This window comes from Haloparvum alkalitolerans (genome assembly GCF_055381565.1).
On sequence record NZ_AP043938.1, the window covers coordinates 412,593 to 438,985 of the forward strand.

28 protein-coding genes and 1 pseudogene are annotated in these 26,393 nt (G+C 71.2%); 18 read left to right on the forward strand and 11 right to left on the reverse strand.

Annotated features, from left to right (window positions below):
* Nucleotides 1-12: 12 nt before the first annotated feature.
* Together thiE and thiM are read left to right on the forward strand one after the other, a co-directional pair.
* Nucleotides 13-669, forward strand: a complete 657-nt coding sequence (gene thiE / locus ACZ432_RS04450; RefSeq protein WP_426963025.1) for a thiamine phosphate synthase — start codon at nt 13-15, stop codon at nt 667-669.
* Nucleotides 662-1,495: a hydroxyethylthiazole kinase gene (thiM, locus tag ACZ432_RS04455; protein ID WP_426963024.1), complete on the forward strand. Its 834-nt coding sequence runs from the start codon at nt 662-664 to the stop codon at nt 1,493-1,495. Before thiE ends, thiM begins: the two co-directional genes overlap by 8 nt.
* 146 nt (nt 1,496-1,641) lie before the next feature.
* Here the strand turns inward: thiM and ACZ432_RS04460 are convergent, their stop codons facing one another.
* A complete protein-coding gene (locus ACZ432_RS04460; RefSeq protein WP_426963023.1) occupies nt 1,642-2,370 on the reverse strand; it encodes an SDR family oxidoreductase in 729 nt (242 codons plus the stop codon).
* Between the two features lie 102 nt (nt 2,371-2,472).
* Between ACZ432_RS04460 and ACZ432_RS04465 the strand changes: the two genes are divergently transcribed.
* The 3 genes from ACZ432_RS04465 to cruF are packed head-to-tail and all read left to right on the forward strand — an operon-like array spanning nt 2,473 to nt 5,877.
* Nucleotides 2,473-3,972 carry a phytoene desaturase family protein gene (locus ACZ432_RS04465; RefSeq protein WP_426963022.1) on the forward strand — a complete coding sequence of 500 codons (1,500 nt, stop codon included), beginning with the start codon at nt 2,473-2,475 and terminating at the stop codon, nt 3,970-3,972.
* A 4-nt stretch (nt 3,973-3,976) separates the two neighbouring features.
* The gene (locus ACZ432_RS04470; protein ID WP_426963020.1) at nt 3,977-4,957 is read left to right on the forward strand and encodes a prenyltransferase; all 981 of its coding nucleotides are present in this window, start codon (nt 3,977-3,979) and stop codon (nt 4,955-4,957) included.
* A complete protein-coding gene (gene cruF, locus ACZ432_RS04475; RefSeq protein ID WP_426963018.1) occupies nt 4,954-5,877 on the forward strand; it encodes a bisanhydrobacterioruberin hydratase in 924 nt (307 codons plus the stop codon). Before ACZ432_RS04470 ends, cruF begins: the two co-directional genes overlap by 4 nt.
* A 32-nt stretch (nt 5,878-5,909) precedes the next feature.
* Here the strand turns inward: cruF and ACZ432_RS04480 are convergent, their stop codons facing one another.
* The 7 genes from ACZ432_RS04480 to purS all read right to left on the reverse strand — a co-directional run bounded on the left by ACZ432_RS04480 (nt 5,910) and on the right by purS (nt 11,739).
* Nucleotides 5,910-6,485, reverse strand: coding sequence for a transporter (locus ACZ432_RS04480; RefSeq protein WP_426963017.1), 576 nt, complete (start codon nt 6,483-6,485; stop codon nt 5,910-5,912).
* A gap of 63 nt (nt 6,486-6,548) precedes the next feature.
* Nucleotides 6,549-7,160, reverse strand: coding sequence for a GNAT family N-acetyltransferase (locus ACZ432_RS04485; protein ID WP_426963016.1), 612 nt, complete (start codon nt 7,158-7,160; stop codon nt 6,549-6,551).
* A 130-nt stretch (nt 7,161-7,290) separates the two neighbouring features.
* A complete protein-coding gene (locus ACZ432_RS04490; protein WP_426963015.1) occupies nt 7,291-8,214 on the reverse strand; it encodes a DMT family transporter in 924 nt (307 codons plus the stop codon).
* Between the two features lie 116 nt (nt 8,215-8,330).
* Entirely contained in the window at nt 8,331-8,825 is a 495-nt protein-coding gene (locus tag ACZ432_RS04495) for a CBS domain-containing protein (RefSeq protein ID WP_426963014.1), read from the reverse strand.
* A 72-nt stretch (nt 8,826-8,897) separates the two neighbouring features.
* On the reverse strand, nt 8,898-10,667 hold the full coding sequence (gene ilvD / locus ACZ432_RS04500; RefSeq protein WP_426963013.1) for a dihydroxy-acid dehydratase: 1,770 nt from the start codon (nt 10,665-10,667) through the stop codon (nt 8,898-8,900).
* A gap of 81 nt (nt 10,668-10,748) precedes the next feature.
* On the reverse strand, nt 10,749-11,426 hold the full coding sequence (gene purQ / locus ACZ432_RS04505) for a phosphoribosylformylglycinamidine synthase I (RefSeq protein ID WP_426963012.1): 678 nt from the start codon (nt 11,424-11,426) through the stop codon (nt 10,749-10,751).
* 61 nt (nt 11,427-11,487) lie between these two features.
* Nucleotides 11,488-11,739 carry a phosphoribosylformylglycinamidine synthase subunit PurS gene (gene purS, locus ACZ432_RS04510; RefSeq protein ID WP_058366000.1) on the reverse strand — a complete coding sequence of 84 codons (252 nt, stop codon included), beginning with the start codon at nt 11,737-11,739 and terminating at the stop codon, nt 11,488-11,490.
* A gap of 211 nt (nt 11,740-11,950) precedes the next feature.
* Between purS and ACZ432_RS04515 the strand changes: the two genes are divergently transcribed.
* The 4 genes from ACZ432_RS04515 (at nt 11,951) to ACZ432_RS04530 (ending at nt 14,645) form a co-directional block, all read left to right on the forward strand.
* A complete protein-coding gene (locus tag ACZ432_RS04515; RefSeq protein WP_426963011.1) occupies nt 11,951-12,925 on the forward strand; it encodes a formyltetrahydrofolate deformylase in 975 nt (324 codons plus the stop codon).
* Nucleotides 12,926-12,980: 55 nt separating this feature from the next.
* Nucleotides 12,981-13,136, forward strand: coding sequence for a hypothetical protein (locus tag ACZ432_RS04520; protein ID WP_426963010.1), 156 nt, complete (start codon nt 12,981-12,983; stop codon nt 13,134-13,136).
* 64 nt (nt 13,137-13,200) lie between these two features.
* Nucleotides 13,201-13,638, forward strand: a complete 438-nt coding sequence (locus tag ACZ432_RS04525) for an NYN domain-containing protein (RefSeq protein ID WP_426963009.1) — start codon at nt 13,201-13,203, stop codon at nt 13,636-13,638.
* Between the two features lie 86 nt (nt 13,639-13,724).
* The gene (locus ACZ432_RS04530) at nt 13,725-14,645 is read left to right on the forward strand and encodes a sodium:calcium antiporter (RefSeq protein WP_426963008.1); all 921 of its coding nucleotides are present in this window, start codon (nt 13,725-13,727) and stop codon (nt 14,643-14,645) included.
* Nucleotides 14,646-14,683: 38 nt separating this feature from the next.
* Here the strand turns inward: ACZ432_RS04530 and ACZ432_RS04535 are convergent, their stop codons facing one another.
* Nucleotides 14,684-15,940 (reverse strand): tRNA (N(6)-L-threonylcarbamoyladenosine(37)-C(2))-methylthiotransferase, encoded by a 1,257-nt coding sequence (locus tag ACZ432_RS04535; protein ID WP_426963007.1) that lies wholly within the window; start codon nt 15,938-15,940, stop codon nt 14,684-14,686.
* A 176-nt stretch (nt 15,941-16,116) separates the two neighbouring features.
* On the opposite strand from ACZ432_RS04535, the gene ACZ432_RS04540 reads away from it, so the two are divergent.
* Nucleotides 16,117-16,302 carry a DUF5786 family protein gene (locus ACZ432_RS04540; RefSeq protein WP_426963006.1) on the forward strand — a complete coding sequence of 62 codons (186 nt, stop codon included), beginning with the start codon at nt 16,117-16,119 and terminating at the stop codon, nt 16,300-16,302.
* Between the two features lie 609 nt (nt 16,303-16,911).
* A complete protein-coding gene (locus ACZ432_RS04545) occupies nt 16,912-17,580 on the forward strand; it encodes a phosphate ABC transporter permease (protein WP_426963005.1) in 669 nt (222 codons plus the stop codon).
* A 45-nt stretch (nt 17,581-17,625) separates the two neighbouring features.
* On the opposite strand, the gene ACZ432_RS04550 is transcribed toward ACZ432_RS04545, so the two are convergent.
* Nucleotides 17,626-18,483, reverse strand: coding sequence for a 3-hydroxyacyl-CoA dehydrogenase family protein (locus ACZ432_RS04550; protein WP_426963003.1), 858 nt, complete (start codon nt 18,481-18,483; stop codon nt 17,626-17,628).
* A gap of 194 nt (nt 18,484-18,677) precedes the next feature.
* On the opposite strand from ACZ432_RS04550, the pseudogene ACZ432_RS04555 reads away from it, so the two are divergent.
* The 7 genes and pseudogenes from ACZ432_RS04555 to ACZ432_RS04585 form a co-directional block, all read left to right on the forward strand.
* Nucleotides 18,678-19,295: pseudogene (locus ACZ432_RS04555) on the forward strand (DUF7409 domain-containing protein); the annotation flags it as partial.
* A 187-nt stretch (nt 19,296-19,482) separates the two neighbouring features.
* Nucleotides 19,483-20,304 (forward strand): class I fructose-bisphosphate aldolase, encoded by an 822-nt coding sequence (locus ACZ432_RS04560; RefSeq protein ID WP_426963002.1) that lies wholly within the window; start codon nt 19,483-19,485, stop codon nt 20,302-20,304.
* On the forward strand, nt 20,304-21,221 hold the full coding sequence (locus tag ACZ432_RS04565; protein WP_426963001.1) for a class 1 fructose-bisphosphatase: 918 nt from the start codon (nt 20,304-20,306) through the stop codon (nt 21,219-21,221). The genes ACZ432_RS04560 and ACZ432_RS04565 overlap by 1 nt, the downstream gene beginning before the upstream one ends.
* 90 nt (nt 21,222-21,311) lie before the next feature.
* On the forward strand, nt 21,312-23,111 hold the full coding sequence (locus tag ACZ432_RS04570; protein WP_426963000.1) for an acyl-CoA carboxylase subunit beta: 1,800 nt from the start codon (nt 21,312-21,314) through the stop codon (nt 23,109-23,111).
* Nucleotides 23,112-23,165: 54 nt separating this feature from the next.
* The gene (locus ACZ432_RS04575) at nt 23,166-23,693 is read left to right on the forward strand and encodes a peroxiredoxin family protein (RefSeq protein WP_426962999.1); all 528 of its coding nucleotides are present in this window, start codon (nt 23,166-23,168) and stop codon (nt 23,691-23,693) included.
* Between the two features lie 50 nt (nt 23,694-23,743).
* Nucleotides 23,744-24,061, forward strand: a complete 318-nt coding sequence (locus ACZ432_RS04580) for a DUF5785 family protein (RefSeq protein WP_058366132.1) — start codon at nt 23,744-23,746, stop codon at nt 24,059-24,061.
* A gap of 136 nt (nt 24,062-24,197) precedes the next feature.
* Nucleotides 24,198-24,935, forward strand: a complete 738-nt coding sequence (locus tag ACZ432_RS04585) for a methyltransferase domain-containing protein (protein WP_426962998.1) — start codon at nt 24,198-24,200, stop codon at nt 24,933-24,935.
* A gap of 67 nt (nt 24,936-25,002) precedes the next feature.
* Here ACZ432_RS04585 and ACZ432_RS04590 read toward each other — a convergent pair whose 3' ends face one another.
* On the reverse strand, nt 25,003-26,286 hold the full coding sequence (locus ACZ432_RS04590; RefSeq protein WP_426962997.1) for an MFS transporter: 1,284 nt from the start codon (nt 26,284-26,286) through the stop codon (nt 25,003-25,005).
* Between the last annotated feature and the right edge of the window lie 107 nt (nt 26,287-26,393).

Genomic DNA, 26,393 nt, shown 5'->3' on the forward strand with positions numbered 1-26,393 from the left:
TAGTACCACCTGATGAACCCTACGGACTGGCGAACGTACCTGGTGACGCAACGCTCCCTCTCGTCGGGTCGAACGACGGAGGCGGTCGTGGAGGCGGCGCTGGACGGCGGCGTCGACGTCGTCCAACTGCGCGAGAAGGACGCGGACGCGCGAACGCGCTACCGGCTGGGCCGACGGCTCCGCGAACTGACCGCCGCGGCCGAGGCCGACCTGATCGTCAACGACCGCGTCGACCTCGCCGCGGCGCTCGACGCGGACGGCGTCCACCTCGGCCAGTCGGACCTGCCGGTCGAGGTCGCACGGGAGCGACTCGGCGACGACGCCGTCGTCGGCTGTTCGACCTCGACGGTCGAAGAAGCCGAGGCCGCGGTCGCCGCGGGCGCGGACTACCTCGGCGTCGGCGCGGTCTACGGCACGTCGTCGAAGGACGTCGCGGACGCGAAGGACGGCGTCGGTCCCGAGAGAGTCGGCGAGATCGCGCGCGCGGTCGACGTCCCCGTGGTCGGTATCGGCGGCATCGACGCCTCGAACGCGGCGCCGGTCGTCGAGGCCGGCGCGAGTTCTGTGGCCGTCATCACCGCGATCACGGGCGCAGACGATCCCGCGGCCGCCGCTCGCGACCTGCGTGAGGCCGTCACAGCTGCTCACGGGGGGCGTGGCGATGACTGATCCGACCGACGGACCGGTCGCCGCGACGCTGGCGGCGGTCGCGGACGAGGGGCCGCTCGTCCAGCACCTCACCAACGAGGTGACGATGAGTGAGACGGCCAACGTCACGCTCCACTGGAACGCGCTGCCGGTGATGGCTGACGCGCCGAGCGAGGCGGCGGAGATGGCCACCGGCGCGGACGCGGTGCTCCTCAACACCGGTCGCGCGACGGCCGACGAGGTGGACGCGATGGTCGAGGCCGGAGCAGCCGCTAACGACGCCGGGACGCCGGTCGTTCTCGATCCGGTCGGCTACGGCGCGACGAGCCATCGAGTCTCGTCGGTCGGACGCATCCTCGACGCGATCGCCGTCGACGCGATCAAGGGAAACGCGGGCGAGATCGGCGGATTGGCGGCCGAGCTGGTCGGAACCGACGCGACGGCGGAGATGCGGGGCGTCGAGTCGGTCGGGACGGAGACCGACCTCGCCGACGCGGCGCGAGCGCTGGCGACGGAGACGGGAGCCGTCGTCCTCGCCTCCGGTGCGGTCGACGTGGTCGCGGACGCGACGGCGGCGTACGCCGTCCGGGCCGGCCACGAGCGGATGGGGACGTTCGTCGGCTCGGGCTGCATGCTCGGGAGCACGGTCGCCGCTTTCGCCGCGGTCGCGCCGCCGCTGCGGGCGGCCGTTCACGCGAGTGCGGTCTACGGATTGGCGGGCGAGCGCGCGGCCGCCGAGGCGAGCGACGGACCGGCGACCTACCGCACGGCGTTCATGGACACCGTCGCCGCGGTCGCGGATGATCGTCCCGCGGTCGATCTCGACGAGCGAATCGAGCGCGCGTGAGGCGAACAGGCGGCGCGTCGACGAACCCGGGCCGGCGCGCCGCGCTCCCGCCGTGACCGACCCGGGCGAGCCCTCAGGTCACGGCGGCGGCTGGTTCGTTCCGGTACAAAAGGGTCCGTGCGAAGGGTCCGTGCGAAACCCGTCCGCTACCGGGTTGCCGCCTTCCACTCGCGGAGCCCGACCCGCTCGCAGTCGAGTTCCTCGGCGGGCGCCTCGGTCGCCGCCCAGACGAACAGCGGAGCCACGCTCTCGGGGTCGCGCGCGTTCCCCTTGCCGGTGAGGTCCGTGGCGACGACGCCGGGATCGACGACGCCGACGGTCGCGTCGAGGTCGGCGGCGAAGCCGCGGGCGATCCCCTCCGCCGCGGCCTTCGAGACCGCGTAGGGACCCATCCCGCTCCGGCTCTCGGCGGCGACGGCGCCGGACGGAACGATGATTCGGGCGTCGTCCGCGAGGTGTGGGACCGCCTCGACGACCGTGGCGAAGACGCCGCGGGCGTTCGTCCGCATCGCGTCATCGAAGTCGGCGTATGAGGTCTCCTGGAGCGGGACATCGCCCGGCGCGCCGTGGATGACCGCCGCGTTGGCGAGCACCACGTCGAGGGGGCTGCCCTCGCGGACGGCGCCTTCCAAGAATCGCTCCACGTCGAACTCGTCCCGAACGTCCGCGCGCATCCCCCACGCGCGGCCGTCGGGATCCGCGTCGGCGTCCGCGTCGGCGTCTGCGTCCGCGGCGTTCAGGTCGTCGACCGTCGCGTCGACCGCATCGGCGTCGCGCCCGCAGACGGCGACGAACGCCCCGGCCTCGACGAACGCCGCGGCGACGGCCCGTCCGATCCCGCTCGTGGCTCCGGTAATGACGACCGTCGTGTCCATGCCCGCCGTTGGCCCGTCCGGACCTTAGTGATGCCGTCGCCTCCCGGGGTCGCCCGTCGAGCCGCGGCCGAGGTTTATACCTGCGACGGTCGAAGGAGCGGTATGGACGTGGCCCCCGACATCGACTCCCTCGCGGGCGAATCCGTCGCGGTGATCGGCGGCGGGTTCGGCGGGCTCTCGACCGCCTGTTACCTCGCGGACGCCGGCGCCGACGTGACGCTGTTGGAGAAGAACGAACAGCTCGGCGGGCGCGCGAGCCGGCTGGAAGCCGAGGGGTTCCGCTTCGACATGGGCCCCTCGTGGTACCTGATGCCTGACGTGTTCGAGCGCTTCTTCGGCCACTTCGACCGGGCGCCGTCGGACTACTACACGCTCTCGCGGCTGGACCCGCACTACCGCGTCTTCTGGAAGGACGGGGACAGCGTCGACGTCCTGCCCGACCTGGAGGCGAACAAGGAGCTGTTCGAGTCCTACGAGCCGGGCGCCGCCGAGGCGCTGGAGCGTTACCTCGAGAAGTCCGAGCGCAACTACGAGGTGGGGATGGAGCACTTCGTCTACGAGGACCGGCCGAACCTCCGCGACTACGTCGACCTCGACGTGTTGCGCCACTCGTGGGGGCTCTCGCTGCTCGGGACGATGCAGGGGCACGTCGAGAACTACTTCGAGCACCCGAAGCTCCAGCAGCTGATGCAGTACACGCTGGTGTTCCTCGGCGGTTCGCCCACCAACACGCCCGCGCTCTACAACCTGATGAGCCACGTCGACTTCAACATGGGCGTCTACTACCCCGACGGCGGGCTGGGCGCAGTCGTGGACGGCGTGGTCGACCTCGGGGCGGAACTCGGCGTCGAGTACGTCACCGACGCGGAGGTGACCGCCATCGAGGGTCGGCGCGGCGGCTTCGCGCTCGACGCCGCGAACGGCGAGCGGCACCTTGCGGACATGGTCGTCTCGGACGCCGACTACGCCCACACGGAACAGGCGCTGTTGCCGCCGGAGAAGCGCCAGTACACCGAGGCGTACTGGGAGTCGCGGACGTACGCCCCGTCGGCGTTCCTGATCTACCTCGGCGTGGAGGGCGACCTGCCCGAACTCGCCCACCACACGCTGGTGCTCCCGACCGAGTGGCAGTCGCACTTCGACACCATCTTCGAGGACCCCGGCTGGCCCGAGGACCCGGCCTACTACCTCTGTGTCCCCTCGGAGACCGACGAGACGGTCGCGCCCGAGGGACACAGCAACCTGTTCGCCCTGGTCCCCATCGCGCCCGGCCTCGACGACACGCCGGAGATGCGCGAGCGGTTCCGCGACCTGGTGCTCGACGACATCGCCGAGAACGCGGGGACGGACCTCCGCGACCGCATCGTCTTCGAGGAGACCTTCTGCGTCAGCGACTTCGCGGACCGGTACAACAGCTATCAGGGCTCCGCGCTCGGGCTGGCCCACACCCTGCGCCAGACCGCGCTGTTGCGGCCGCCGCACCACTCCGAGGCGGTGGACGGGCTCTACTTCACCGGCTCGACCACGACCCCCGGAATCGGCGTGCCGATGTGTCTGATAAGCGGCCAGCTCACGGCCGAGCGCGTGAGCGAGACGCACTGATCCGATGAGCGACGCATCGGGGGGCGACGCCGACGCGGACGCCGGCGGATCGGGGTGCGGCCGCTCCGACGCCGACCGGTCGCCCGGCGAGAGCCTCCGCTACCTGCTGACGCTCTCCCGCCCGCGGTTCTGGCTCTACCTCGCCGGTCCGGTGGCGGTGGGGGTCGTCTACGCGGCCGAGACGCCGGCGGACCTGCTGGCGCCCGCCGCGGTCGGAATGTTCGCCTACTTCCTGCTTCCCGCGAACGTCCTGCTGTACGGCGTCAACGACGCCTACGACGCCGAGATCGACGCCCGGAATCCCAAGAAGGCGAACGGCGACGCGGCGGGCGCGAACGCCGACTCGACGGCTCCGGGCGAGGCGGCGAAGGAGGCGCGCTGGCGCGGGGACCCGCTCGCGGCCGCCGCGGTCGCCGCTTCGGGGCTGCTCGGGCTGGCGACGTTCGCGCTCGCGCCGCCGCTCGCGTGGCCCTACCTCGCCGGCTTCTTCCTGCTCGGCGTGGAGTACAGCGCGCCGCCGCTCCGGTTCAAGACCACGCCGCTTCTGGACTCGGTCTCGAACGGCCTCTACATCCTGCCAGGCGCGGCCGCCTACGCGACGGTCGCCGGCGCCCACCCGCCCGCGCTCGCGCTCGTGGGGGCGTGGCTGTGGACGATGGCGATGCACACCTTCTCCGCGGTCCCCGACATCGAACCGGACCGCGCGGCGGGAGTCACCACGACCGCGACGGCGCTCGGCGAGGCACGCACCTACGCCTACTGTCTGGTCTGCTGGACCGGCGCGGCGGCCGCGTTCGCGGCGCTCGACATCCGGTTCCTGTTCGCGTTCGGCGTCTACCCCCTCTTCCTGTCGTGGGTGGCCACGAGCGACGTGGCCGTCGAGCGCGCCTACTGGTGGTTCCCCCTGGTGAACGGCGTCGTCGGCGCGGGGATCACGATGGGCGGCCTGTGGCTGCTCGTTCCGGCGACGGAGGTGATCGCGTGAGCGGTGACGGGGCCGGGTCCGCGAGCGCGCAGGCCCCGGACGCCGACGCGGACGCGTCGAGCGCCTCGTCCGCGGACCGCCTCCGCGCCGCCGTCCCCGACTCACGTGCCGCATTCCAGGCCCGCTTCGACCGCCTCGTCCGCGAGAACCGGTTCACCATCGCGGTGCTGTTCCCGGCGGTGGGGGCGGTGACGCTCGTCGCCAGCGCGGCGGGGTGGCTCCCGGACCCGCTCGCGTTCAACCCGTGGTTCGTCCTGTTCGGCGTGCTGGTGATGCGCTCGCCGCTCGTGGCGGGCGTGCTCCCGCTCGTGGACCGCCGGGCCGCCGGGTGGATCGGCCTCCTGACCGCCTACACCTACGCCATCGAGACGGTCGGCGTCCGGACGGGGTGGCCCTACGGCGGCTTCTCGTACGGCGTCGACCTCGGACCGATGCTCGGCGGCGTCCCGCTGGCGCTGCCGGTGTTCTTCCTCCCGCTCGTGGCGAACGCCTACCTGCTGTGTCTGCTCCTGCTCGGCGGCCGCGCCGCGCGGGCGCTCCCGCGGCTGCTCGTGGTCATCGGCGCCGTCGTGACGATGGACGTGGTGTTAGACCCCGGCGCGGTCGCGCTCGGGTTCTGGCGCTACGACGCGGCGGGCGCCTTCTACGGCGTCCCGCTCTCGAACTACCTCGGCTGGGTGCTCTCCGCGACCGTCGCCGTGGGCGCGCTCGACCGCGCGTTCGACCGCGAGGCGCTGACGGAGCGCCTCCGCGACTGCGAGTTCATGCTCGACGACATGGTGAGCTTCGTGATCCTCTGGGGTGGGATCAACCTCTGGTTCGGGAACTACCTGCCGGCGCTGGTCGCGGCCGGGTTCGGCCTCGCGCTCGTCCGCGCGGACCGGTTCGACGCCGCGGTGCTGGACCCGCGCGGTCGGTGAGGGCGTCGGAAAAGGCGGCCGGGGGCGGTCGGTCAGTCCTCGCCGAGTCCCGCGACGACGGCGACTCCGCCGCCGACCGCACCGAGCGCGAGGGGGTAGACGACGCCCGCCAGTAGCACGGCGGTCACCGCGTCCGGCGCGATGGATCCGTCGTACGAGAAGAGGAACGCGCCGACGACGGCGAGCGGGAGGTAGCCGACGACCGCCGCGGCGCCGGCGAGCGCGCCGTCGGCCGGTTCGTCGGCGCCGTCGAGGGCCACGACCGCGAGGCCGGCCCCGACGAGCAGGACGACCGGCACGAGGTACAGCAGCGCCAGCGAGCCGCCCTCCGCGGCGGCGATGAAGTTCTCCGAGCGGGGACCGCCCAGGCCGCCCTCGAAGCGCGTGCGAACGAAGTGCGCGTTGTAGAACAGCCAGCCGACGGCCTTCCACACCGGGATCGGATCGCTTCCGAACAGGTCCGCGAGGAAGTTGACCCCCTGCAGGCGCTCCTCGACAGAGCCCGACTGCCAGACGTAGGTGACCAGGTAGCCCAGCAGGTAGGCTGCGGCGCCGGCGGCGGCACCGGCGGCGAGCGGAACGCGGTCGGAAAGCGATCTTTCAGTCATACTTGCCGGGTTCGGGCGCCGCGACTAATGGCTGACGGCCGAGCCCGGGCCCTCCCGGCTCGCTCACAGGATGTCGGTGCCGCCGTCGGTCGCCTCGCGCCACTCCGACCGCGAGATCGTGTAGCGGACCTCGTCGAACACGCCGCCGTCCACGTCGACGAGCGTGTTGCGGAGCCGGCCCTCGCGACGGCCGCCGAACCGGTCGACGTACTTCCCGATGGCGCGTTCGGACTGTTCGTTGTCCGGATGGTGGGAGACCGCGACGACCTCCAGGTCGAGGCGGTCGAACGCGAGTTCGCAGAGCGCGGCCGCGCGCTCGCCGGAGTAGCCGCGGCCCCAGAACCGCTTGCGGAGCCAGAGGCCGAGGACGGCGGTCTGCCGGTCCCACTTCAGGGCGATGCCGGTCGTGCCCGCGATCTCGCCGGCGCCGTCCTCGCCCTCACGCGGCCGGAGCACGTAGCCGGCCGCCTCGCGATCGTCCCACTTCGAGCGGCCGCGGTCGAGGAACTCCGCGGTCTCCTTGGGCGTCTCGTGGGGGCTCCACGAGACGTACTCGGTCACCTCCTCGATGCCGGGGTCGCTCGAACAGATCTCGTACAGCTCGTGAACGTCGACGCGCTCGGACCACCGCGGCTCGAACCGGAGGCGCTCCGTCTCGAACGTCTCGGGGAACATGCGCCGAGGGTGACGCTCCGGAACATAAAGACTACTCCGGGAGTGAGAAGGACCCGCACGGTTTCGTCCGCCGCGACGCCGTCGCTCGAGGGGTGCGAGGCCGGTAGACGAGAACCGCGACGCCGACCGACTACGACCGCGACGCCAGGTACCGGCCCCACTCCTGGCGGATGGCCTCCCGCTTGACCAGCAGGAAGCCGCCGAAGATGAGGACGAAGCCGACGACGGTCGGCACCGCGATCACCTCGTCGAGGAAGAGCCAGCCGGAGAGGGCCGCGAACACCGGGGCGACGTAGGAGACGAGGTTGATCTCGATGGGGCCGAGGCGGTCGAGCAGGTCGAAGTAGATCAGGAAGCCGGCCGCGCTGGCGGCGACGGAGAGGTACGCGAGCGACGCGACCGCCTCCCACGTCCAGGCGATGTCGGAGACGGACTCGCCGAGGCCGAACGCGAGCAGGTGCATCAGGGCCGCGCCCAGGAGCATCGACCACGCCTCCATCGTCTCGATGGGGAGGTCCGCGTCGACCGCCCGCGTCAGCACCGATCCGAGCGCGAAGGCGGCGGCCGCGAGGAACACCAGCAGCTTCGCGCCGGTCCCCTGGCCGAGCAGGTTCCCGGGGTTCGGCTGCGAGAGGACGACGACGCCCGCCAGTCCGATGAGGAGGCCGACCGTGCCGATCAGGGTGAGGCGCTCGCTCGGGAGGAACGCCCGCGCGAAGACGGTCGTGAGGACCGGCGAGAGGCTCACGAGGACGGCCGCGACGGCGCTCGTCACGTTGGGGTCGGTCTCGCCGATGAACAGGAAGGCGTGGTAGGCGGCGATGAGCAGCGTCGCGCCGAGCGCGACGAGCGTCCACTCGCCCCGAGTTCGGGGGATCGGGTCGTCGACGACGACCGCGGCGTACGCGAGCATGATCACGCCGGCCACGTCGTAGCGGATCGCCGCGAACAGCACCGGCGGGAAGAACTCCAGCCCCGCCTTGATCGCCATGAACGCCGATCCCCACACCGCCGCGAGGACCAGGAACAGCGCGAGGTTTCGGTGTCGGCTCACAGTGTCCGTCCACGCCCGGGCGTCCTTACGGTTTCGAAGCGCGACGGCGTTGCCGCGGGCGGGGGACGGGATCGCTTCCGGGCGGTCGGCGGGTCAGGCGGCGCCGCCCTCCGACCTCACTCCAGCCGCCGGTCCCGGAACGCCCGGATCACGTCCTGTCTGGCGACGATCCCGACGATCCGCCCGTCCTCGTCGACCACCGGCAGGCGGTTGATGTTCGGGTCGTCGCCGGAGAGCAGGTCGAGGATCTCGCCGACGTCGGCGTCGGGTTCGACCGTGATCACCTCGGTCGTCATCACCTCCGAGATCTCGCGGCCCGTGTCCCGCACGAAGTCGAGCCCGACGTCGAGGTCCTCCCACGGCGGATCGACTTGATAGGTGAGCGTGTCGACGAACGGCGGCAGACCCACGGGGATCCAGAGGGTCTTGTCCTCGGGTTCGAACAGGTCCACGAGGTCGGACTCCGTGACGACGCCGAGGACGTATCGGTCCTCGTCGACGACCGGAAACCCGGAGAACTCGACGCGGGCGAACCGCTTGAGCACGTCGGCCACGTCGTCGTCGGGGGCCACCATCTGCACGTCGGTCGTCATCAGGTCGCGCGCTTGCATGCGCAGAAAATCGCCCGCCCGGGACGTAAGTCGTTCGGCGGCGTTCGTTCCGCTTTCCGGTTCGCCGCCGATCTACTCGCGCCGCAGCGCCGGGTTCGTGACCGCGCCGCGGGCCGCGGAGCCGAAGTCGCGACCGTACTTCGCCAGCACGCCGCCGTCGTAGACCGGCTCCGGCGGCTCCCACTCCGCGCGGCGGGCCGCCAGCTCGTCGTCGTCGACGGCCACGGTCAGGTCGCGGTTCGGGATGTCGACGGTCACCTCGTCGCCGTCCTCGAGCAGCGCGATCGGGCCGCCGTCCGCCGCCTCGGGCGCGACGTGGCCGATCATCGGGCCGCGCGTGCCGCCGGAGAAGCGCCCGTCGGTCAACAGCGCCACGTCGTCCTCGTGGCCGGCGCCGACGACCGCGGCCGTGACGCCGAGCATCTCGCGCATCCCCGGGCCGCCGGTCGGCCCCTCGTTGCGGATGACGATCACGTCGCCCGAGGAGATCTCGCCGGTCTGGACGTACTCCATCGCGTCCTCCTCGTTCTCGAAGACGCGCGCGGGTCCCTCGTGGTAGAACTCGTCCTGTCCGGTCGCCTTCAACACGGCGCCGTCGGGGGCGAGGTTCCCCTTCAGGATCTTGATGGCGCCCTCGGGCTGTTTGGGCTCCTCGACCGTGTAGAGGAACTCGGCGTCGATCTCGTCGTCGTCGGGCAGGTCGAGGCGGTCGAGCTCCTCCTCGATGGTCCGTCCCGTCACGGTGAGCTGGTCGCCGTGGATCAGGTCCGCCTCCAGCAGGCGCCGGAGGACGATCGGGACGCCGCCGACCTCGTGGAGGTCGTTCATCACGTGAGCGCCGCCGGGCTGGAGGTCCGCGATCTTCGGCGTGCGGCGGGAGATCTCGTCGAAGTCCTCGATGGTCAGGTCGACGCCCGCCTCGCCCGCGAGCGCGAGCAGGTGCAGCACCGCGTTCGTGGAGCCGCCGACCGCGGTCTGGAGCGCGATAGCGTTCTCGAACGACTTCCGGGTGAGGATGTCGGAGGGGCGGCGGTCCTCCTCGACGCACTCCAACACGAGGTCGCCCGCGCGCTCGGCCACCTCGTAGCGCTCGGGGTCCTCGGCGGGCGCGGACGCGGAGCCGAGCGGCGCCAGCCCGAGCGCCTCGGAGATGGAGGCCATCGTGTTGGCGGTGAACATCCCGCCGCACGAGCCCGCGCCGGGGCAGGCCTGCCGCTCCAACTCGTCCAGCTCGTCGGCGTCCATCTCGCCCTGCGCGTACGTGCCGACGCCCTCGAACACCTGCACGATGGTCACGTCGCGGCCGTCGTGCTGACCGGGCATGATGGAGCCGCCGTAGAGGAAGACGGAGGGGAGGTCGGTCCGGATGGCGGCCATCAGCATGCCGGGCAGGTTCTTGTCACAGCCCGCGACCGTCACCAGCGCGTCCATGCGCTCGCCGAAGGAGACGAGTTCGACGGAGTCGGCGATGACCTCCCGCGAGATGAGGGAGGCCTTCATCCCCTCGGTCCCCATCGAGATGGCGTCCGAGATGGTGATGGTGCCGAACTCGATGGGCATCCCGCCCGCGGCGTCGACGCCGTCGAGCGCGGCGTCGGCCACGTCGTCGAGGTGCACGTTACAGGGCGTGATGTCGGCCGCGGGGTTGGCGATGCCGACCATCGGCGAGGAGAGGTCGGCGTCGTCGAACCCCATCGCGCGGAACATCGCGCGGTGCGGCGCCTTGTCCGCCCCTTCGGTCACGTCGCGGCTCCGGAGGGATTCGTCCTTCTCGCCGGCGAACCGGTCCTCGTCGCGGTCGTCCGGGTCGTTCCCGTCGCCCCGCGGCTGCTGCTGGCTCATACGGGAACCTCGCGCTCGGTCCGGTTAAATCGTCGCAAGGAAACAAGGGTTGCAAGCGTCGGGGAAGCGCCCCCGATCGACTCACGCGAACGCTTCGAGAACTCCCGCCCCGTCGGTGCTCGTCGCCACGTCGGGCAGCGTCGCGCGCTCCGGGTGCGGCATCAGCACCGCGACCGTCTCGCGCTCGCCGAGGACGCCGGCGACGTTCCCCGTGGAACCGTTGGGGTTCGCGGCGTCGGTCGCGTTCCCGTCCGCGTCGCAGTACCGGAACAGGACGCGGTCGTCGGCGACGAGGTCGTCGTAGGCGTCGTCGCCGATCTCGAAGCGCCCCTCGCCGTGGGCGATGGGGACCTCGATCACGTCGCCCTCGTCGTAGGCCGCGGTCCACGGCGTGTCCGCGCGCTCGACGCGGAGGTGGACCGGCTCGCACTGGAAGCGCGCGGAGGCGTTGGTGGTGAACGCGCCCGGCGTCAGTCCGGCCTCGGAGCCGATCTGTGCGCCGTTGCAGACCCCGAGCACGGGGACGCCCTCGGCGGCCGCCTCGCGGACTTCCTCCATGATCGGCGCCCGCGCGGCCATCGCGCCGGCGCGGAGGTAGTCGCCGTAGGAGAAGCCGCCCGGGAGGACGATCCCCTCGGTGTCGTCCGGCAGGCCGTCCTCGTGCCAGACGCGCTCCGCGTCGACGCCGAGGTGGTCCAGCGCGCGGACGGCGTCGCGGTCGCAGTTGGAGCCGCCGAACTGGACGACCGAAACCGTCACGCTGAACACCCCGCGTGGGCGGCGTCAGTGACGGTTTCGATCGTCGCGACGACCGAGACCGTCATCGTTCCTCGACCGCGACCTCGTAGTCGTGGATGGTCGGGTTCGCCAGGAGGCGCTCGGCCATCTCGTCGGCGCGCGCGGCCGCGGCGTCCGCGTCGTCGGCCGACAGGTCGATCTCGAAGCGGTCGGCCGACCGGAGCCCCGACAGCTCGAAGCCGAGCCGCTCCAGCGCGTCCTTCGTCGTCTCGGCCTCCGGGTCGAGGACGCCCCGCTTCAGCCGGACGGTGACGGTCGCGGTGTAGTCGGTCATCAGGATGTAGTGCGGGGTCGTGTGCAAAAACCGTTTTGGAAACGCGCCGATATGCACGTACCTGTGTATCTGCGTCGGAGCGCGGGCGGTCGAGGTCCGGAGCACTCGGCCGATGGGATGCCGTGGCAGACCTGGCGCGGAGCGAAAGGGGCTAAACCGTCCGGTGCCTCGGTAGGTCCATGGTTCCGCTCGAACCGACGGAGGTGGTCGCATGACGCGCGAACTGACCGAGATCACCGTGGTCGGAGGAGACAAGACGGGACTCATCGCGCGGGTCACCACCCTCCTGTTCGAGCGGTCGATCAACATCGAGGACCTCGACCAGGCGGTCCGGGACGGGCTGTTCCGGATGACGATGCGGGTCGACGCCTCGGACCTGGACACCTCCCGCGAGGAGCTCCGGCGCGCGCTGGCGGACCTGGGCCGCGAGCTGGACGTGGACATTCAGGTGCGGTTCCCGAACGACCGCGAGTCCCGGCGGATTGCGCTGCTCGTCACGAAGGAGAGCCACGCGCCCGAGACGCTGCTGGAGGCCGAGCGAAACGGCGACCTCGCGGAGGACGGGGAGGCGGAGATCCCGGTCGTCATCGGCAACCGCGGCGACCTCCGCGGCCTCGCGGAGCGGTACGACAAGCCCTTCTACGACGTGGGCGACGGCAACGGCTCGCCGGACGAGGACCGCATCCTCGACCTGCTGGCCGAGTACGACGTCGATCTGGTGGTGTTGGCGCGCTACATGCGCATCCTCGGGCCGAACGTCGTCTTCCGGTACGAGGGGCGGATCCTCAACATCCACCCCTCGCTGCTGCCGGCGTTCCCCGGCGCGCAGGCGTACCGACAGGCGAAGGAGGCCGGCGTCCGCGTCGCGGGCGTCACCGCCCACTACGTGACGACCGACCTCGATCAGGGGCCGGTCGTCACGCAGCGCGCGTTCGACGTGCCCGACGGCGCGAGCGTCGACGACATCAAGGCCCGCGGGCAGCCGCTCGAGGCCGAGGCGCTGCTGGAGGCGGTCCGGCTCCACCTCGCGGACGCCGTCTCGGTCCACAAGGGCCGCGTCCGCCTGCGCGAGGACGCCGACGTGGACGCACAGCTCGGGCTCCCGACCTCGGCTCGCGAGGCGAACCCGGACTCGCCGGTCGACGGCGAACCCGTGCGGTCGCCGCCCGCTCCGTCCGACGACTGAGCCGCACCGCTTTACGACGACGCCTTTTTGCCTGCTTCACGCGACCCCCGACCCGATGAGAACTGGGCCCGGGAATCGCGGCAGGAGCGAAATGGTCGTCCTCCTGCTGTTGGCCCTGCTGGCGGTCGTCGCGCTCGCGGTCTTCCTCTACTACGTCTTCGTCGTACTCTCGGGGCTGCCGAACCCGGTTCCGACTCCGACGACCGGGTGAACGGCCCGGATCGACCGGGGCGGGGAACCAGCAGCCCTTTGCCGGTCGGGGAGGTACGCGGGGTATGGACGCGGAGGAGGGGCCGGCAGGCGTCGCGTTGTTCGTCGACGGCCCGAACGTGTTGCGCGAGGAGTTCGACGTCGACCTCGACGACGTGCGCGAGGCCGCCGAGGCGGAGGGGCAGTTGGTGACGACGCGGCTCTACCTCGACGAGCACGCCACGCCGGGACTCATTCAGGCGGCGGAGGCGCGCGGCTACGAGGTCGTGGTCACGAGCGGCGACGTGGACGTGAAGCTCGCGGTCGACGCCACCCGGTACGCCGCGGAGGAACGAGCGGGCACCATCGCCATCGCCTCCCGCGACACGGACTTCAAACCGGTCGTCGAGACTGCCAACAGCTACGGCATCCGGACGCTCGCCATCGCGCCGGGGACGTTCGGGCGCTCGGACGCGCTCCGCAACGCCGCCACGGAGTCGGTGACGCTCGACGGCGACGCCTGACGGACAGCCTTTTCAGACGGTCACACGAGGACGGGAACGACTCGGGGTCGGACCAACGGACCGGGGCCGGACCACCGGACACCACGATGAGCCTCCACGCCGCGGTCGCGGCCGTCGCCGGCGGGCTCGCCCTGCTGGTCGCCGGGAGCGACCGCACCGTCGCGGCTGCGGGGACGCTCGCGGACCGGATCGGCTTCTCGACGTTCCTCGTCGGCGTCACCGTCGTCGCCGTCGGCACCTCGCTGCCGGAGATCGCCACCGCCGCGTACGCGGCGGCGTACGGCGTCGGTTCACTGGCGGTCGGCCACATCGCCGGCTCCGCGACCGCGCAGATCACGCTCGGGATCGGGCTCGTCGCGGTCGTCGCCTCCTTCGAGGTCGCCCGCGAGAACGTCCGGCGCTACGGCGGCGGAATGCTGGCCGCGATGACGGTCATGCTCGTGGCGGTCGGGTCGGGCGACGTCTCCCGGATCGAAGGCGTCGCCATGGCGGCGCTGTACGTCGGCTTCCTCTCGCGGCGCGTCGACGCCGAGGTGTACGTCGAGCGCGCGCCCGGCACCGAGGAGACCGAGACCGTCGCGCACCCGGTCGCGTGGCTCCTAGTGGGACTGGCGGCGGTCGCGGTCGGCGGCCACCTGCTCGTCACCGGCTCCCGGGAGCTCGCCGCGACGCTGGGTGTCTCCGCGCACGCGCTCGGCCTGCTCACCGGCATGGGGACGACGTTCCCGGAGGTCGCGGTCGCGCTCGCGGCGGTCAGACGCGGCCGCGGCGACATCGCTGGCGGCACGCTCCTCGGGTCGAACATCACCGACCCCCTGTTCTCGCTCGGCGTCGGCGCCGCGGTCGGCGGCATCACGCTCGGCGACCCCCGGACCGCGACGCTCGCGACCGCCTACATGCTCGTCGCCTCCGCGGTCGTCGTCGCGCTGCTGTACCGCCGCGAGTCGCTGACGCGACTGCACGGCGTCGGCTGCATCCTGCTGTACCTGCCGCTCGTGGCGGTGTGAGGAGCCCTCTCGGCGACAGCGGTTGAGAAAAACGGCGGTCAGGCGTCGACCGGGTCCGCGAACGCGTAGACGGTGTTGTGGCCGGTCACCTCGACGTCGAGAACGTCGCCCACCTCGACGCCGCGGTCGGGCGCGTTCTGGACGATGATCTGTCTGTAGGCGGAGTCCCGGCACTTCACGGAGTCTCCGGTGCCTTCCTCGACGACCAGTACCTCGCGTTCGGTGCCGACCATCGACTCGTAGGCCTCGCCGACGACCTCCATCTTGAGCTCCGACATCGCCTTCGAGCGCTCCTTCTTGACGGTGCCGCCGAGGCCCTTCATGTCCGCGGCGTCCGTGCCGGGGCGCTTCGAGAAGCGCGTGACGTTGATCTTCTCGGGGCGGACCTCCCGGAGCAGGTCCATCGACCGCTCGTGGTCCGCGCTCGTCTCTGTGGGGAAGCCGACGATGAAGTCCGTCGAGAGCGTCCACTCGTCGAGGCGGTCGTCGAACGTCTCGACCACCTCGCGGAACTTGTCGACGCGGTGCTGGCGGCGCATCGACTCCAGCACCTCGTCGGAGCCGGACTGGACCGGCGCGTGGACGAAGTCGTAGAGCTTCTCGTTCTCGGCGAAGACGTCCGCGAGCTCCTCGTGGATGCCGTGGATGCCGCCGGGGTTGGCCATCCCGAGGCGGACCCGGAACTCACCGTCGATGTCGCAGATGCGGTCGAGCAGTTCGGGGAGCTTGCGCTCGCCGTCGTCCCAGCCGTAGACGCCGGTGTCCTGTCCGGTGATCCGGATCTCCTTCGCGCCGGCGTGGACGAGCGCGCGGGCCTTCTCGACGTTCTCCTCGACGGAGGGCGAGTCGACGCGCCCGGTCGCGAACTTCGTGATGCAGTACGAGCAGTTGCTCATGCAGCCGCGCGCGATGGGGAGGATGCCGACGACGCCGTCGAGCACCGGCTCGGTGTCGGGCGTGACCGTCGGGCACTCGCCGTTGAGCACGTGGTCGGGGACCTCGTCCCAGTGGAGCACCTCGGCGTCGATGCCGGCTTCGCGGAACTGCTCGCCCTGCGCGAGCGCCATGCAGCCGGTGACGACCAGATCCGCGGTCTCCTCCTGGAGCTCCTCGGCGCGCCGGAGCATGTTCCGCTCCGTCTTCTCGACGACCGTGCAGGTGTTCAGAATGGCGACGTCGGCATCGGCCGGTCCCTCGGCGGGGTGGTGGCCGCCGTCCCGCAGTGCGCGCTCGATCTCGCGGCTCTCACCCCGGTTAGAGGTGCAGCCGTACGTCTCGATGTGGTACGTCGCCATCGCTTACCCGATGTAGCGCGCCCGCGGGCAAAAGGACGACGGATTCCGGCTGGCTCTCGACCGCTCCCGGGCGCGAATGCGGGACCGAGCCACGCTACCGGTCCGCAACCGCGCCAGCCGTTGTCGCGGCGCTCCGCGGCCGGACGAGTTTTCCGTGGGGGGTCGAACCGATACACATGGGCTTTGGCAGCTACGATGAATCCGAGCAGGAAACGGGGAACCAAACCGACGAGGACGACGATTCCGAGGCCGTCAGCGTCCACGAGCACGACCACGAGGGCGAGGTCTCCTTCGAGAGCGAGGCATCCACCGACGACCTGGTCGGTCGCCTCTCGGAGATGCGCGACGAGGACGAGGAGTAGGAACTCGACGGTCGCTCGGTGTACGCCGCCGTTTCCGACCGTAACGCTGCGTTTTGACCTTCTGGACCAGCAACAGCCCGATACTGAGTGATGCAGACCGATTCCGAAATCTCGCTTTTCTGAAACTCGTGGCGGTGCGGTGCTGTTGCGGTGTGGTCGTGAGCGGTTGCGGTGCCGTGCTGTCGGCGCGCGCCGCGGCGACCTTGTGTCGCCGCGACCGCGCGAGGGAGGCGGCGGCGCGGCCGCCTGCCGTGCGGTTTCGCGGCCGCGCCGCCGCCGAGGTTGGGGAGGTGCGAGGCCTGCGGTGCGGTTGCGGTAGGTGGGACTGAAAGGGGCAGTCGGCTCGATCCGGCCCCGACGACGTAAGCACTCGCGCCGGGCGGTGCTGAGAGGCGCGAGCGCGCAGCGAGGCGCGGCCGGTCGAGCCGACTGGGGCTTTCTGGACGTTGCTGTCCTGATCAGCAGGATCGACCACAGACACAGAAACAACGAATTCTGACAGGAAAAAGACAAAACCACGCCGCTCCACTCAGTATCGCCCTCGAACACGACCTTGGTTGGGAGTCCGAAGCTCCGAGTTTTAAGTGAACGCACGGAAACCGACCAACCATGTTCGAGATCGCACCGGTTGACGCCGGGCTGATCGTCGCCGGTCTGTTGCTGGCGTTCGTCGGCGCGGCGGTGTCGGTCTACGCCGTGACGCTGACCGGACTGCTCGTGGGGGCGGGCGCGGGGTACGCGCTGGCGCCGACGCTGACGGGGTTCCTCGCTGTCGAGGGCGCGGTGCTCTCGGCGGTCGCGGTGCTGGGCGGCGCGGCGGTCGGCGCGTTCCTCGCGTACTCCGGACTGTCGTTCGCGGTGCTGGGGATCGGCGCGGTCGTCGGCGGGTTCCTCGGCCGGTTCGTGGCGGGGCCGCTGTACGCCGGCGGGGCGGGCGGGCTGGAGGGGACGCTCCTGCTCGCGGGCGCCACGCTCGCGGGGGTCGCGGTCGGCGCCGTGTTCGGCTTCGTCCTCACGCGCTCGACGCTCGTGTTCTCCACCGCGTTCATCGGTGCCGCGTTCGCCACTCGGTCGCTGACGGTCGCGTCGTTCGAGGCGGCCGGGAGCGAACTCGCGCTCGAACCCCTGCTGTTCGACCCGGTCGCGCCCGCCTTCCTCGGGGTGTTCGCCCTCGGCGTGCTCTCGCAGTTCGGGCTGTTCAAGCTCGGCTACGTGACGAAACTCGTCGCGCTGGTGCCCGGCGCGCGCCGCTGGACCGCGAGCGACGACGACAACTGACCGGGGTGGTCCCCGCGCCGGCACACGGCGGCGGTGCGCGCGGGCTCAGTCGTACTCGTAGAAGCCGCGGCCCGTCTTCTTGCCGAGGTCGCCCGCGTCGACCTTCCGCTTGACCAGGTAGGCGGGCTTGTAGCGGTCGCCGAGCTCCTCGTGGAGCGTCTCGCTGGCGTCCAGCACGACGTCGAGCCCGATGTGGTCGGCGAGTTCGAGCGGGCCCATCGGGACGTTCGTGCCGAGTTTCATCCCCGTGTCGATGTCCTCCTTCGTGGCGACGCCCTCGTCGTACGCGCGGACGCCCTCGTTGATCCACGGCATCAGGATGCGGTTGGTGACGAACCCCGGCTTGTCGTCGGACTCCCACGTCTCCTTGCCGAGCGCCTCCGCGAACGCGTGCGCGAACGCGACCGCCTCCTCGGCCGTGCGCTCGCCGGTGACCACCTCGACGCCGGTCATGATCGGGACCGGGTTCATGAAGTGGAGGCCGACGACGCGCTCGGGGCGCTCCGTCGCGCTCGCGATGGTCGTGATAGAGAGCGTGGAGGTGTTCGTCGCCAGCACCGCCTCCGCGTCGACCACGTCCTCCAGGTCCGCGAAGATGTCCTGCTTGATCGCCATGTCCTCGACCGCCGCCTCGACGACGAGGTCCGCGTCCGCCAGGTCCGCGAGGTCGGTCGTCCCCGCGATCCGGTCGCGGATCGCCGCCGGGTCCTCGTCCAGCTCGCCCTTCTCGGCGAGCCGGGAGAGGCTCGACTCGATGCTGTCGAAGCCGTTCTCGACGTACGCCGTCTCGATGTCGCGCATCACCACGTCGTAGCCCGCGGTCGCGGCGACCTGCGCGATCCCGTTGCCCATCGTGCCGGCGCCCACGACGCCGACCGTCTCGATGTCGTCCAGCCCTCGCATGGGTGTCCCTGCCGACTCGGGGGTGGTAAGCGTACCGGAGCGCCGGTTCTTCCTGTCGAGAATCGCGGAGAAAGCTTCAAGTGCCGGATCCGCGAACGGCCGACAACGGGTGACAGAGCTTGGCCGACGACGCCGACGCTGACGCCGACGCTGGCTCCGACGCTGATGCCGACGACCAGCCGAGCGGCGAACCTGTCCCGACCGACCTGAAGTGGGTCGGTCCAGCGACGGCAGACGCGTTCGCGGACGCCGACCTGACGGCCGCCGACGTGACCGACAAGCGCGTCTCCTACCGGATCCTCGTGGAAGCGGGCGTCAACCCCGGCGTCGCCGCGAAGATCCGCCGCGAGCACTCGCTGTCGTGGTCCTTCGAGGCGGGCGACGGGCTCGCCAGCCGGTCGACGCAGGTCCGCGGCTTCGGCGACGAGGAGGCCGCGTGGGTCGCCGCCTCCTCGGGCGACTGGGAGGAGCGAGCGGACGCGGCGGCCGAGGAGCGATCGGCCGAGGACGCGAATGCGGACGAGGCGGCGTGGGTCGCGGACGCGATGGGCGGCGGCGCGGACCCCGCGGAGACGGACGGGAGCGGCGACCCGACCGCCGCCGAGGCGGCGTGGCGCGAGCGCTCGGCGCCGACCCCGACGACGGACCTCGACGCGGTCGACGAGGCGGCGGCGGACCTGCTGGCGGAAGCCGGCATCACCTCGGTCCGGAGCCTCGCGACCGCGGACCCCGAACACGTCGCCGACGTGCTCGAACTCGACCCCGACGACGTGACCGCGTGGTACGAGGCCGCTCGCCGCGCCGACGACTGAGCGGATGACGCCCGACCGCCGCCGGGCCGTCGAGGACCGACTATTTACTCATCGAGTAGTAAGCGTTTTTGTACTCGTAAGGAGCGTTCACAGGGACCGAGAACCGCTCTGGAGAGCGCTACGACATTCGTTCTAAAAACGGTTCCCACCACAGTCTTTTTATCCGATCTTACCGCAGTTCGAACCGATGATACCCCACGCGGACGAGGCGATAACGCGCGACGGGAAGGCGCTGATCCTCGCGTACGACCACGGGCTCGAACACGGGCCGGTCGACTTCGACCCCAACCCGGCGACTGCCGACCCAGAGCGGGTGTTCGAACTCGCGGGCCACGATGCGGTGACCGCGCTGGCCGTACAGAAGGGCGTCGCGGAGGCGCACTACGACGACTACGCGGACGACGTCTCGCTCCTCCTGAAGCTCAACGGTACCTCCAACCTCTGGATGGGCGAACCGGACTCCGCGGTCAACTGCTCGGTCGAGTACGCGGACGAACTCGGCGCCGACGCGGTCGGGTTCACGCTGTACGGCGGCTCCAACCACGAGGTCGAGATGGCCGAGGAGTTCCGCGACGCACAGGAGGCCGCCCGCGACCGCGACCTGCCGGTGGTCATGTGGTCGTACCCCCGCGGCCAGGGGCTGAAGGACGACACCGCGCCGGAGACGATCGCTTACGCGGCCCGACTCGGACTGGAACTCGGCGCGGACATCGCGAAGGTGAAGTATCCCGGTTCGCCCGAGGCGATGGAGCAGGCGACCAGCATGGCCGGCCCGACGAAGGTCATCATGTCTGGCGGTTCCAAGACCGACGACCTCGCGTTCCTGCAGACGGTGAAGGGGGCACTCGACGGCGGCGCGAAGGGGCTCGCCGTCGGGCGGAACGTCTTCCAGCGCGAGAACCCCGAGCAGATCCTGGACGCGCTGGAGGCGGTGATCTTCGGCGGGAGCGAGCCGCGCGAGGCGCTCCGGGAGGCCAACGGCGAGGTTCACGACGCCGCGCTCGACTGATGGGGGAGGACGTCGTCCCCGACCGCGAGCGCGTCGTCGAGGCCGTCTTCGACGCGGTCGCCGAAACCGCTCCCGAGGTCCGCGCCGCGCTCCCCGGCCGCCGCGTCGAGAGCGGGACCGAGAACCCCTCCGGCGAATCGGTGCTGGCGGCCGACGAGTACGCCGACGACCTGCTGGCGGAACGGATCGCCGCCGTCGACGGCGTCGGGACCTACGCCAGCGAGGAGCGCCCGGAGCCGGTCGACTGCGGCGAGGGGCTCAGCGTCGCGGTCGACCCCCTCGACGGCTCCTCGAACCTCAAGTCGAACAACGCGATGGGGACCGTCGTCGGCGTCTACGACGCCCCGCTCCCGGCGCCCGGCACCGCGCTCGTCGGCGCCGGGTTCGTGCTCTACGGCCCGATCACCACGATGGTCGTGGCGACCGAGACGGGCGTGCGCGAGGAGGTGATCGGCAACGGCGCGGGCGCGGACGCCGCGACCGACGCGGGCGCCACGCCCGCGTCCGGCGTCTCCCGCGAGGTCGTAACGGCGGACCTGACGCTCCCGGAACGACCCACCGTCTACGGCTTCGGCGGGCGCGTGCCGGACTGGCCCGACGACTTCCGCGCGTTCGCCCGCGGGGTCGAGGAGGACCTCAAGCTCCGGTACGGCGGTGCGATGGTCGGCGACGTGAACCAGGTGCTCACCTACGGCGGAGTCTTCGCGTATCCGGCGCTCGCGGACGCGCCGGACGGGAAGCTCCGGCTCCAGTTCGAGGCGAACCCGATCGCCTACGTGGTCGAGCGGGCCGGCGGCGCCTCCTCGGACGGCGAGCGGTCGGTCCTCGAGGTGCCGGCCGGGGACCTCCACGAGCGCGTCCCGCTCCACGTCGGCAACGAAGCCCTGATCGACCGGCTGGAAGCGGCGCTCGGGTAGGCGGTCCGCCGGTACTCGCGGCGGTCGGTATCCCCGAGCCCGCGGTCGTGCATGGAAAACCATTTGCGATCCGGCACAAATTTTGCGCGCATGAAGGTGCACGTAGGCGAGGGCGCGACCGCGGACGAGGCGGCCGCCATCGCGCAGTCGCTGGCCGACCACCTCGGCGCCGACGTCGAGGTGTACGTCGGCGAGGCGGCCGACCCCGCCGCGACCGCCGCGCCGAGCGAGCCGGAGTACCCCCTCGACGACGGCCGCGGTCCGACCGACCGCGAGCGGGACCTGCAGGCGGAGATCGACGACATCCTGCAGGGCGGTCCCGAGAAGTACAAAGAGCGGCTCCCCGAGCAGGGGAAACTGTTCGTCCGCGACCGGCTGGACCTCTGGTTCGGCGGCGAGGGCGGGACGGGCGGACCGGGCGACGCGGCCGCCTCCGAGGGGGCGCCCACCGGCCTGCGGTTCGAGGACGGGAAGTTCGCCGCCTTCGACGACTGGCACCCCAGCTCGCCCGACGGCGACGAGTACGACGAGGGCGACCGCGTCCCCGGCGACGGCCTGCTGACCGGCGCCGCGGAGTTCGAGGGCCGCGACGTCCACTTCATGGCCAACGACTTCACCGTGAAGGCGGGGTCGATGGCCGCGAAGGGCGTCGAGAAGTTCCTGCGGATGCAACAGCGCGCGCTCAAGACGGGGAAGCCGGTGCTGTACCTGATGGACTCCTCGGGCGGCCGGATCGACCAGCAGACCGGCTTCTTCGCCAACCGCGAGGGGATCGGGAAGTACTACTACAACCACTCGATGCTGTCGGGCTACGTCCCGCAGATCTGCGTGCTCTACGGCCCCTGCATCGCGGGCGCGGCGTACACCCCCGTCTTCGCGGACTTCACCGTCATGGTCGAGGGGATGTCCGCGATGGCGATCGCCTCCCCGCGGATGGTGAAGATGGTCACCGGCGAGGAGATCGAGATGGCCGACCTCGGCGGGCCGCGGATTCACGCCGAGGAGTCCGGTTCCGCCGACCTCGTCGCCCGCGACGAGGAGCACGCCCGCGAACTCGTCTCCGAGCTGATCACCTACCTCCCCGACCAGGCCGGCGAGAAGCCGCCGCGGGCCGAGACGAAGCCGCCGAAGTTCTCGCCCGAGGGAATCGACGAGCTGATCCCCGAATCGCCGAACCGCGCCTACGACGTGCACGACCTGCTCGACCGGATCGCGGATGCGGAGTCCGTCTTCGAGCTGAAGGGGTCGTACGGCAAGGAGATCGTCACCGCCTTCTGTCGGATCGACGGCCGCCCGGTCGGCGTCGTCGCCAACCAGCCGACCGAGCGCTCGGGGGCCATCTTCCCGGACGCCGCCGAGAAGGCCGCGGAGTTCATCTGGACCTGTGACGCCTACGAGATCCCCCTGCTGTACCTCTGTGACACGCCCGGCTTCATGGCCGGCTCGCAGGTCGAGAAGGACGCCATCCTCGAGAAGGGGAAGAAGATGATCTACGCCACCTCCTCCGCGACCGTCCCGAAGCAGACCGTCGTCGTCCGGAAGGCGTACGGCGCGGGGATCTACGCGATGGGCGGGCCGGCCTACGACCCCGAGAGTGTCATCGGGCTCCCCTCGGGGGAGATCGGAATTATGGGTCCGGAGGCCGCGATCAACGCGGTGTACGCCAACAAGCTCGACGCGATCGACGACCCCGAGGAGCGCGCGGAGCGCGAGCAGGAACTCCGCGAGGAGTACCGCCGCGACATCGACGTCCACCGGATGGCCAGCGAGGTCGTCATCGACGAGATCGTTCCGCCCTCGGAACTGCGCGCCGAACTCGCCGCCCGCTTCGACTTCTACGCGGACGTGGAGAAGGACCTGCCCGACAAGAAACACGGGACGATCCTCTGAGGCGGCGCCGCGGCCGACCCCACACCTTTTGTCTCGGCGCCGCGACCGCCGAGCATGGTCACCGTCGGGAACAAGGCCCCGGACTTCATCGCGCCCGCGGTCGCCGACGGAACGGCGGTCGAGTTCGAGCTGTTCCGGCGCGTCGAGGCGAGCGAGGCCGTCCTGATCTACTTCTACCCGGCCGACTTCGTGCCGACCTGCACCGCGGAGCTGTGCGGCATGCGGGACGCGGGATGGGCCGCCGTCGACGGCCTGTCGGTGGTCGGCGTGCGCGGCGACTCGCTGTACGCCGGCGTCGCATACGCCGACCGGTTCGAGCTGCCCTTCCCGCTCGCGATGGACGAGAGCGGGCGCGTCGCGGCCTCCTACGGCCTGCTCGCGGACGCGTGGGAGGGGCACACCGACGTCCCGCGACGGGCCGCGGTCGTGGTCGACGGCGACTGGACGGTCCGGTTCCGGGAGGCGGCCGGCGACGCGCTCGACAGGCCGGCGCCCGGTCCGGTCCAGAACGCGACCGCGACGCTGCGCGAACTCGGCCTCGACGCGGACCGGCCGCGGGTGAACTACGACGGGCCGTGGTGAGGCGTGACGGGGAACGTAACGACTATCCCACCCGCTCGCGAACCTCGAGTATGGACTGGCCACACGACCCCGACGGCGAGCAGGGGAGCGAGGGCATGCGGAATTACGGTCACGCGGTGCTCGCGAAGAAGATCGACGAAGAGGAGGACTTCCCGCTCTCGGCGGCCGACTACGTCGAGGAGTTCGGGGACCACCCCATCCGGATCGACTACGAGACGGTCGTCTCCGTCGAGGAGATCTTCGAGCACGTCGAACAGGAAGAGTTCGCCGACTTCGTGGAGTTCCACCAGGAACTCGGCCGCGCGATGCGCGAGGCCGGCTACTGGTTCTACGAGGGCCCCGAACAGTTCGTCGACGGCTCGGCCTGAACGCGGCCGGCGTTCTCGACCGTTCTCTCGCGTGGACTTCCGATCGGCGAGCGGCCGCTCAGTCCTCGGTAGCGCCACTGCGTCTCGGTACCGCCTCTCACGCAGCCTTTTGGCCGCGGACGGCGACGCCTCCGACATGCCGCACGTCGGCCCCGACGCGTTCGGCCGCGCCATCCGCGACCACGGCCGCGGCGAGCGCGACGCGCCCCTGATCCACCGCGACGGCGACGAGACGCGCGAGCACCCCGTCGAGGCGTTCTACTTCACGCCGCCGGACCCCGACGACCCCGGCCAGCGGTGGCTCGACGACCGGCTTCGGGGACCGCTCGTCGACCTCGGGGCGGGGGCCGGGCGCCACGCGCGCTACTATCAGGAGCGGTTCGAGACGGTCGCGGTCGAGCCGAGCCCCGCCCTCGTGGAGACGATGCGCGAGCGCGGCGTCCGGGACGCTCGCGAGGGCGACATGTTCGACCTCCCCGCGCAGTTCCCGGCCGACCGGTTCGGCTCGGCGCTGGCCAACGGGACCCAGCTCGGGCTGGCGCCCTCACAGCGCGCGCTCCGGAAGTTTCTCGGCGACCTCGCGCACGTGACGACGAGCGACGCGACCGCGGTGGTCGACTGCTACGACCCGGAGTACGAGGCGACGCGCGAACTGCTCGGCTACCGCGCGGACCCCGAGCCGGGGGTCGGTCGCCGCGTCATGTGGTTCGAGTACGAGGGCGACGCCGACCCCGCGCTCGTCTTCCGGCTGTTCGCGCCCGAGAAACTGCGGGAGGCGGCGGTCGGAACCGCGTGGGCGGTCGCGGACGTGCGCCGCGGCGACGGCGAGAGCACCCACCACTACCGGGCGGCGCTGGCGAAGCGGGACGCCTGAACCGGCGGAGTCCCGCCGACGGAGCGGCCGGGCGCCGCTCACCGCGCGGATGGTCCGAGCCGCGCGCTCACCACGCCGTCAGCGCGCGCCGTCCGTAGTCGTTGAGGAGGATGGCGAGGAACGCGAGCACCCCGGTGATCGCGAACGCGCCGCCGACGTAGAACACCGAGTCCATGCTCACCTCGACCATGAGCCACCCGGCGAGCATCGGGCCGACGACCGACCCCGGCCGCCAGACCAGTTCTCGGATGCCGAAGCTGGAGGCGACGCCGCCGTCGTCGGTTCCCTCGTCCGCGAACAGCGCCATGCTGGCCGGCTCGCGGAAGGAGTCGACCACGCCCAGCAGCCCCGAGAGCCCCACGAGCGGGAGGTAGGCGGGCGGCGTCTCGCCCAGAAGCGGGAGCGAGGCGGGGACGCCGAGCGCGGCGCCGACCTCCGGCGCGAAGGGAATGGCGAGCGCGACGAGGCCGTACCCGCCGCCGCCACAGAAGACGAACAGGGCGCGGCCGTGGTCGTCCGAGAGCCGGCCGGTGAACAGCTGGCCGACCATGTTGGTCCCCTTCTCCATCGCGACGGTGACCGCGACCGCGAGGCCCGCGACGCCGAGCCCGCCGGCGGCCATCGTCGTCCCCGCGTAGATGGGGATCCACGTCCGGACCATCGTCACCGCGAACGCGTACTGGAACCGGAAGCTCGTGATCGTCAACAGCTTGCGGTTGAGCGCGAGGTCGCTGAACGGGAACCCCTCGACGCGGGTCTCGTCGGCGTCGAGGTAGACGTAGAGGCCGGCCCACGCGACCGCCATCATCGCGACGATGAGCGTGAAGATGGGGTCGAAGCCGAGGGCGTCGTAGATGGCGCCGGCCGACAGCGAGCCGAGGATCGAGGCGGCGAAGGACGCGGCGTTGGCGCGGCCGATGTGGTGCGCGCGCGTTCCCACGTCCGCGATCTGGCCCACCAGCGAGAGGCTCATCAGGCCCGCGCCGGTGACGGCGACGCCCTGCAAGGCCCTGACGAGGATAAAGGAGAGCGAGGAGTCGACGACCGGGAACAGCGCGTAGACGGCCGCGCCGACCCCGAGCGTCCACAGCAGCACCGAGCGCTTGTCGAAGCGGTCGCCGGCCCACGCCAGCGGGACGACGGCGACCGTCTGCGCGAACGTGAAGCCGGTCGTGTAGAGCCCGATGACGAACCCGGCGCTGATGGTGACGCCGAGGACCGTCGTCGCCTGCGGGTCGAGCGTGTTGATGTAGGTCGGCAGCAGCGTCAGCAGCGTGACGAACCCGAATCCCTCCGCGAAGCGAGTCAGGTAGAGCGCGTAGAACTGCAACCGGTCGTCGCGGTCGGTCACGTCCCAACCGGCGACGGGCGCCTGAAAAGGGGTTTCGGTTCGAAAGCGGAGCGCCCGGTCGGCGTCCGAGAGCCGCGGCCGCGACCATCGACCGACGCCGCCGGAGC

Coding starts and splice junctions, on each gene's coding strand:
- thiE (WP_426963025.1), top strand. CDS start 13: ATGAACCCTACGGACTGGCGAACGTACCTGGTGACGCAACGCTCCCTC.
- thiM (WP_426963024.1), top strand. CDS start 662: ATGACTGATCCGACCGACGGACCGGTCGCCGCGACGCTGGCGGCGGTC.
- ACZ432_RS04460 (WP_426963023.1), bottom strand. CDS start 2,370: ATGGACACGACGGTCGTCATTACCGGAGCCACGAGCGGGATCGGACGG.
- ACZ432_RS04465 (WP_426963022.1), top strand. CDS start 2,473: ATGGACGTGGCCCCCGACATCGACTCCCTCGCGGGCGAATCCGTCGCG.
- ACZ432_RS04470 (WP_426963020.1), top strand. CDS start 3,977: ATGAGCGACGCATCGGGGGGCGACGCCGACGCGGACGCCGGCGGATCG.
- ACZ432_RS04480 (WP_426963017.1), bottom strand. CDS start 6,485: ATGACTGAAAGATCGCTTTCCGACCGCGTTCCGCTCGCCGCCGGTGCC.
- ACZ432_RS04485 (WP_426963016.1), bottom strand. CDS start 7,160: ATGTTCCCCGAGACGTTCGAGACGGAGCGCCTCCGGTTCGAGCCGCGG.
- ACZ432_RS04495 (WP_426963014.1), bottom strand. CDS start 8,825: ATGCAAGCGCGCGACCTGATGACGACCGACGTGCAGATGGTGGCCCCC.
- ilvD (WP_426963013.1), bottom strand. CDS start 10,667: ATGAGCCAGCAGCAGCCGCGGGGCGACGGGAACGACCCGGACGACCGC.
- purS (WP_058366000.1), bottom strand. CDS start 11,739: ATGACCGACTACACCGCGACCGTCACCGTCCGGCTGAAGCGGGGCGTC.
- ACZ432_RS04515 (WP_426963011.1), top strand. CDS start 11,951: ATGACGCGCGAACTGACCGAGATCACCGTGGTCGGAGGAGACAAGACG.
- ACZ432_RS04520 (WP_426963010.1), top strand. CDS start 12,981: ATGAGAACTGGGCCCGGGAATCGCGGCAGGAGCGAAATGGTCGTCCTC.
- ACZ432_RS04525 (WP_426963009.1), top strand. CDS start 13,201: ATGGACGCGGAGGAGGGGCCGGCAGGCGTCGCGTTGTTCGTCGACGGC.
- ACZ432_RS04530 (WP_426963008.1), top strand. CDS start 13,725: ATGAGCCTCCACGCCGCGGTCGCGGCCGTCGCCGGCGGGCTCGCCCTG.
- ACZ432_RS04535 (WP_426963007.1), bottom strand. CDS start 15,940: ATGGCGACGTACCACATCGAGACGTACGGCTGCACCTCTAACCGGGGT.
- ACZ432_RS04540 (WP_426963006.1), top strand. CDS start 16,117: ATGGGCTTTGGCAGCTACGATGAATCCGAGCAGGAAACGGGGAACCAA.
- ACZ432_RS04545 (WP_426963005.1), top strand. CDS start 16,912: ATGTTCGAGATCGCACCGGTTGACGCCGGGCTGATCGTCGCCGGTCTG.
- ACZ432_RS04550 (WP_426963003.1), bottom strand. CDS start 18,483: ATGCGAGGGCTGGACGACATCGAGACGGTCGGCGTCGTGGGCGCCGGC.
- ACZ432_RS04560 (WP_426963002.1), top strand. CDS start 19,483: ATGATACCCCACGCGGACGAGGCGATAACGCGCGACGGGAAGGCGCTG.
- ACZ432_RS04565 (WP_426963001.1), top strand. CDS start 20,304: ATGGGGGAGGACGTCGTCCCCGACCGCGAGCGCGTCGTCGAGGCCGTC.
- ACZ432_RS04570 (WP_426963000.1), top strand. CDS start 21,312: ATGAAGGTGCACGTAGGCGAGGGCGCGACCGCGGACGAGGCGGCCGCC.
- ACZ432_RS04575 (WP_426962999.1), top strand. CDS start 23,166: ATGGTCACCGTCGGGAACAAGGCCCCGGACTTCATCGCGCCCGCGGTC.
- ACZ432_RS04580 (WP_058366132.1), top strand. CDS start 23,744: ATGGACTGGCCACACGACCCCGACGGCGAGCAGGGGAGCGAGGGCATG.
- ACZ432_RS04585 (WP_426962998.1), top strand. CDS start 24,198: ATGCCGCACGTCGGCCCCGACGCGTTCGGCCGCGCCATCCGCGACCAC.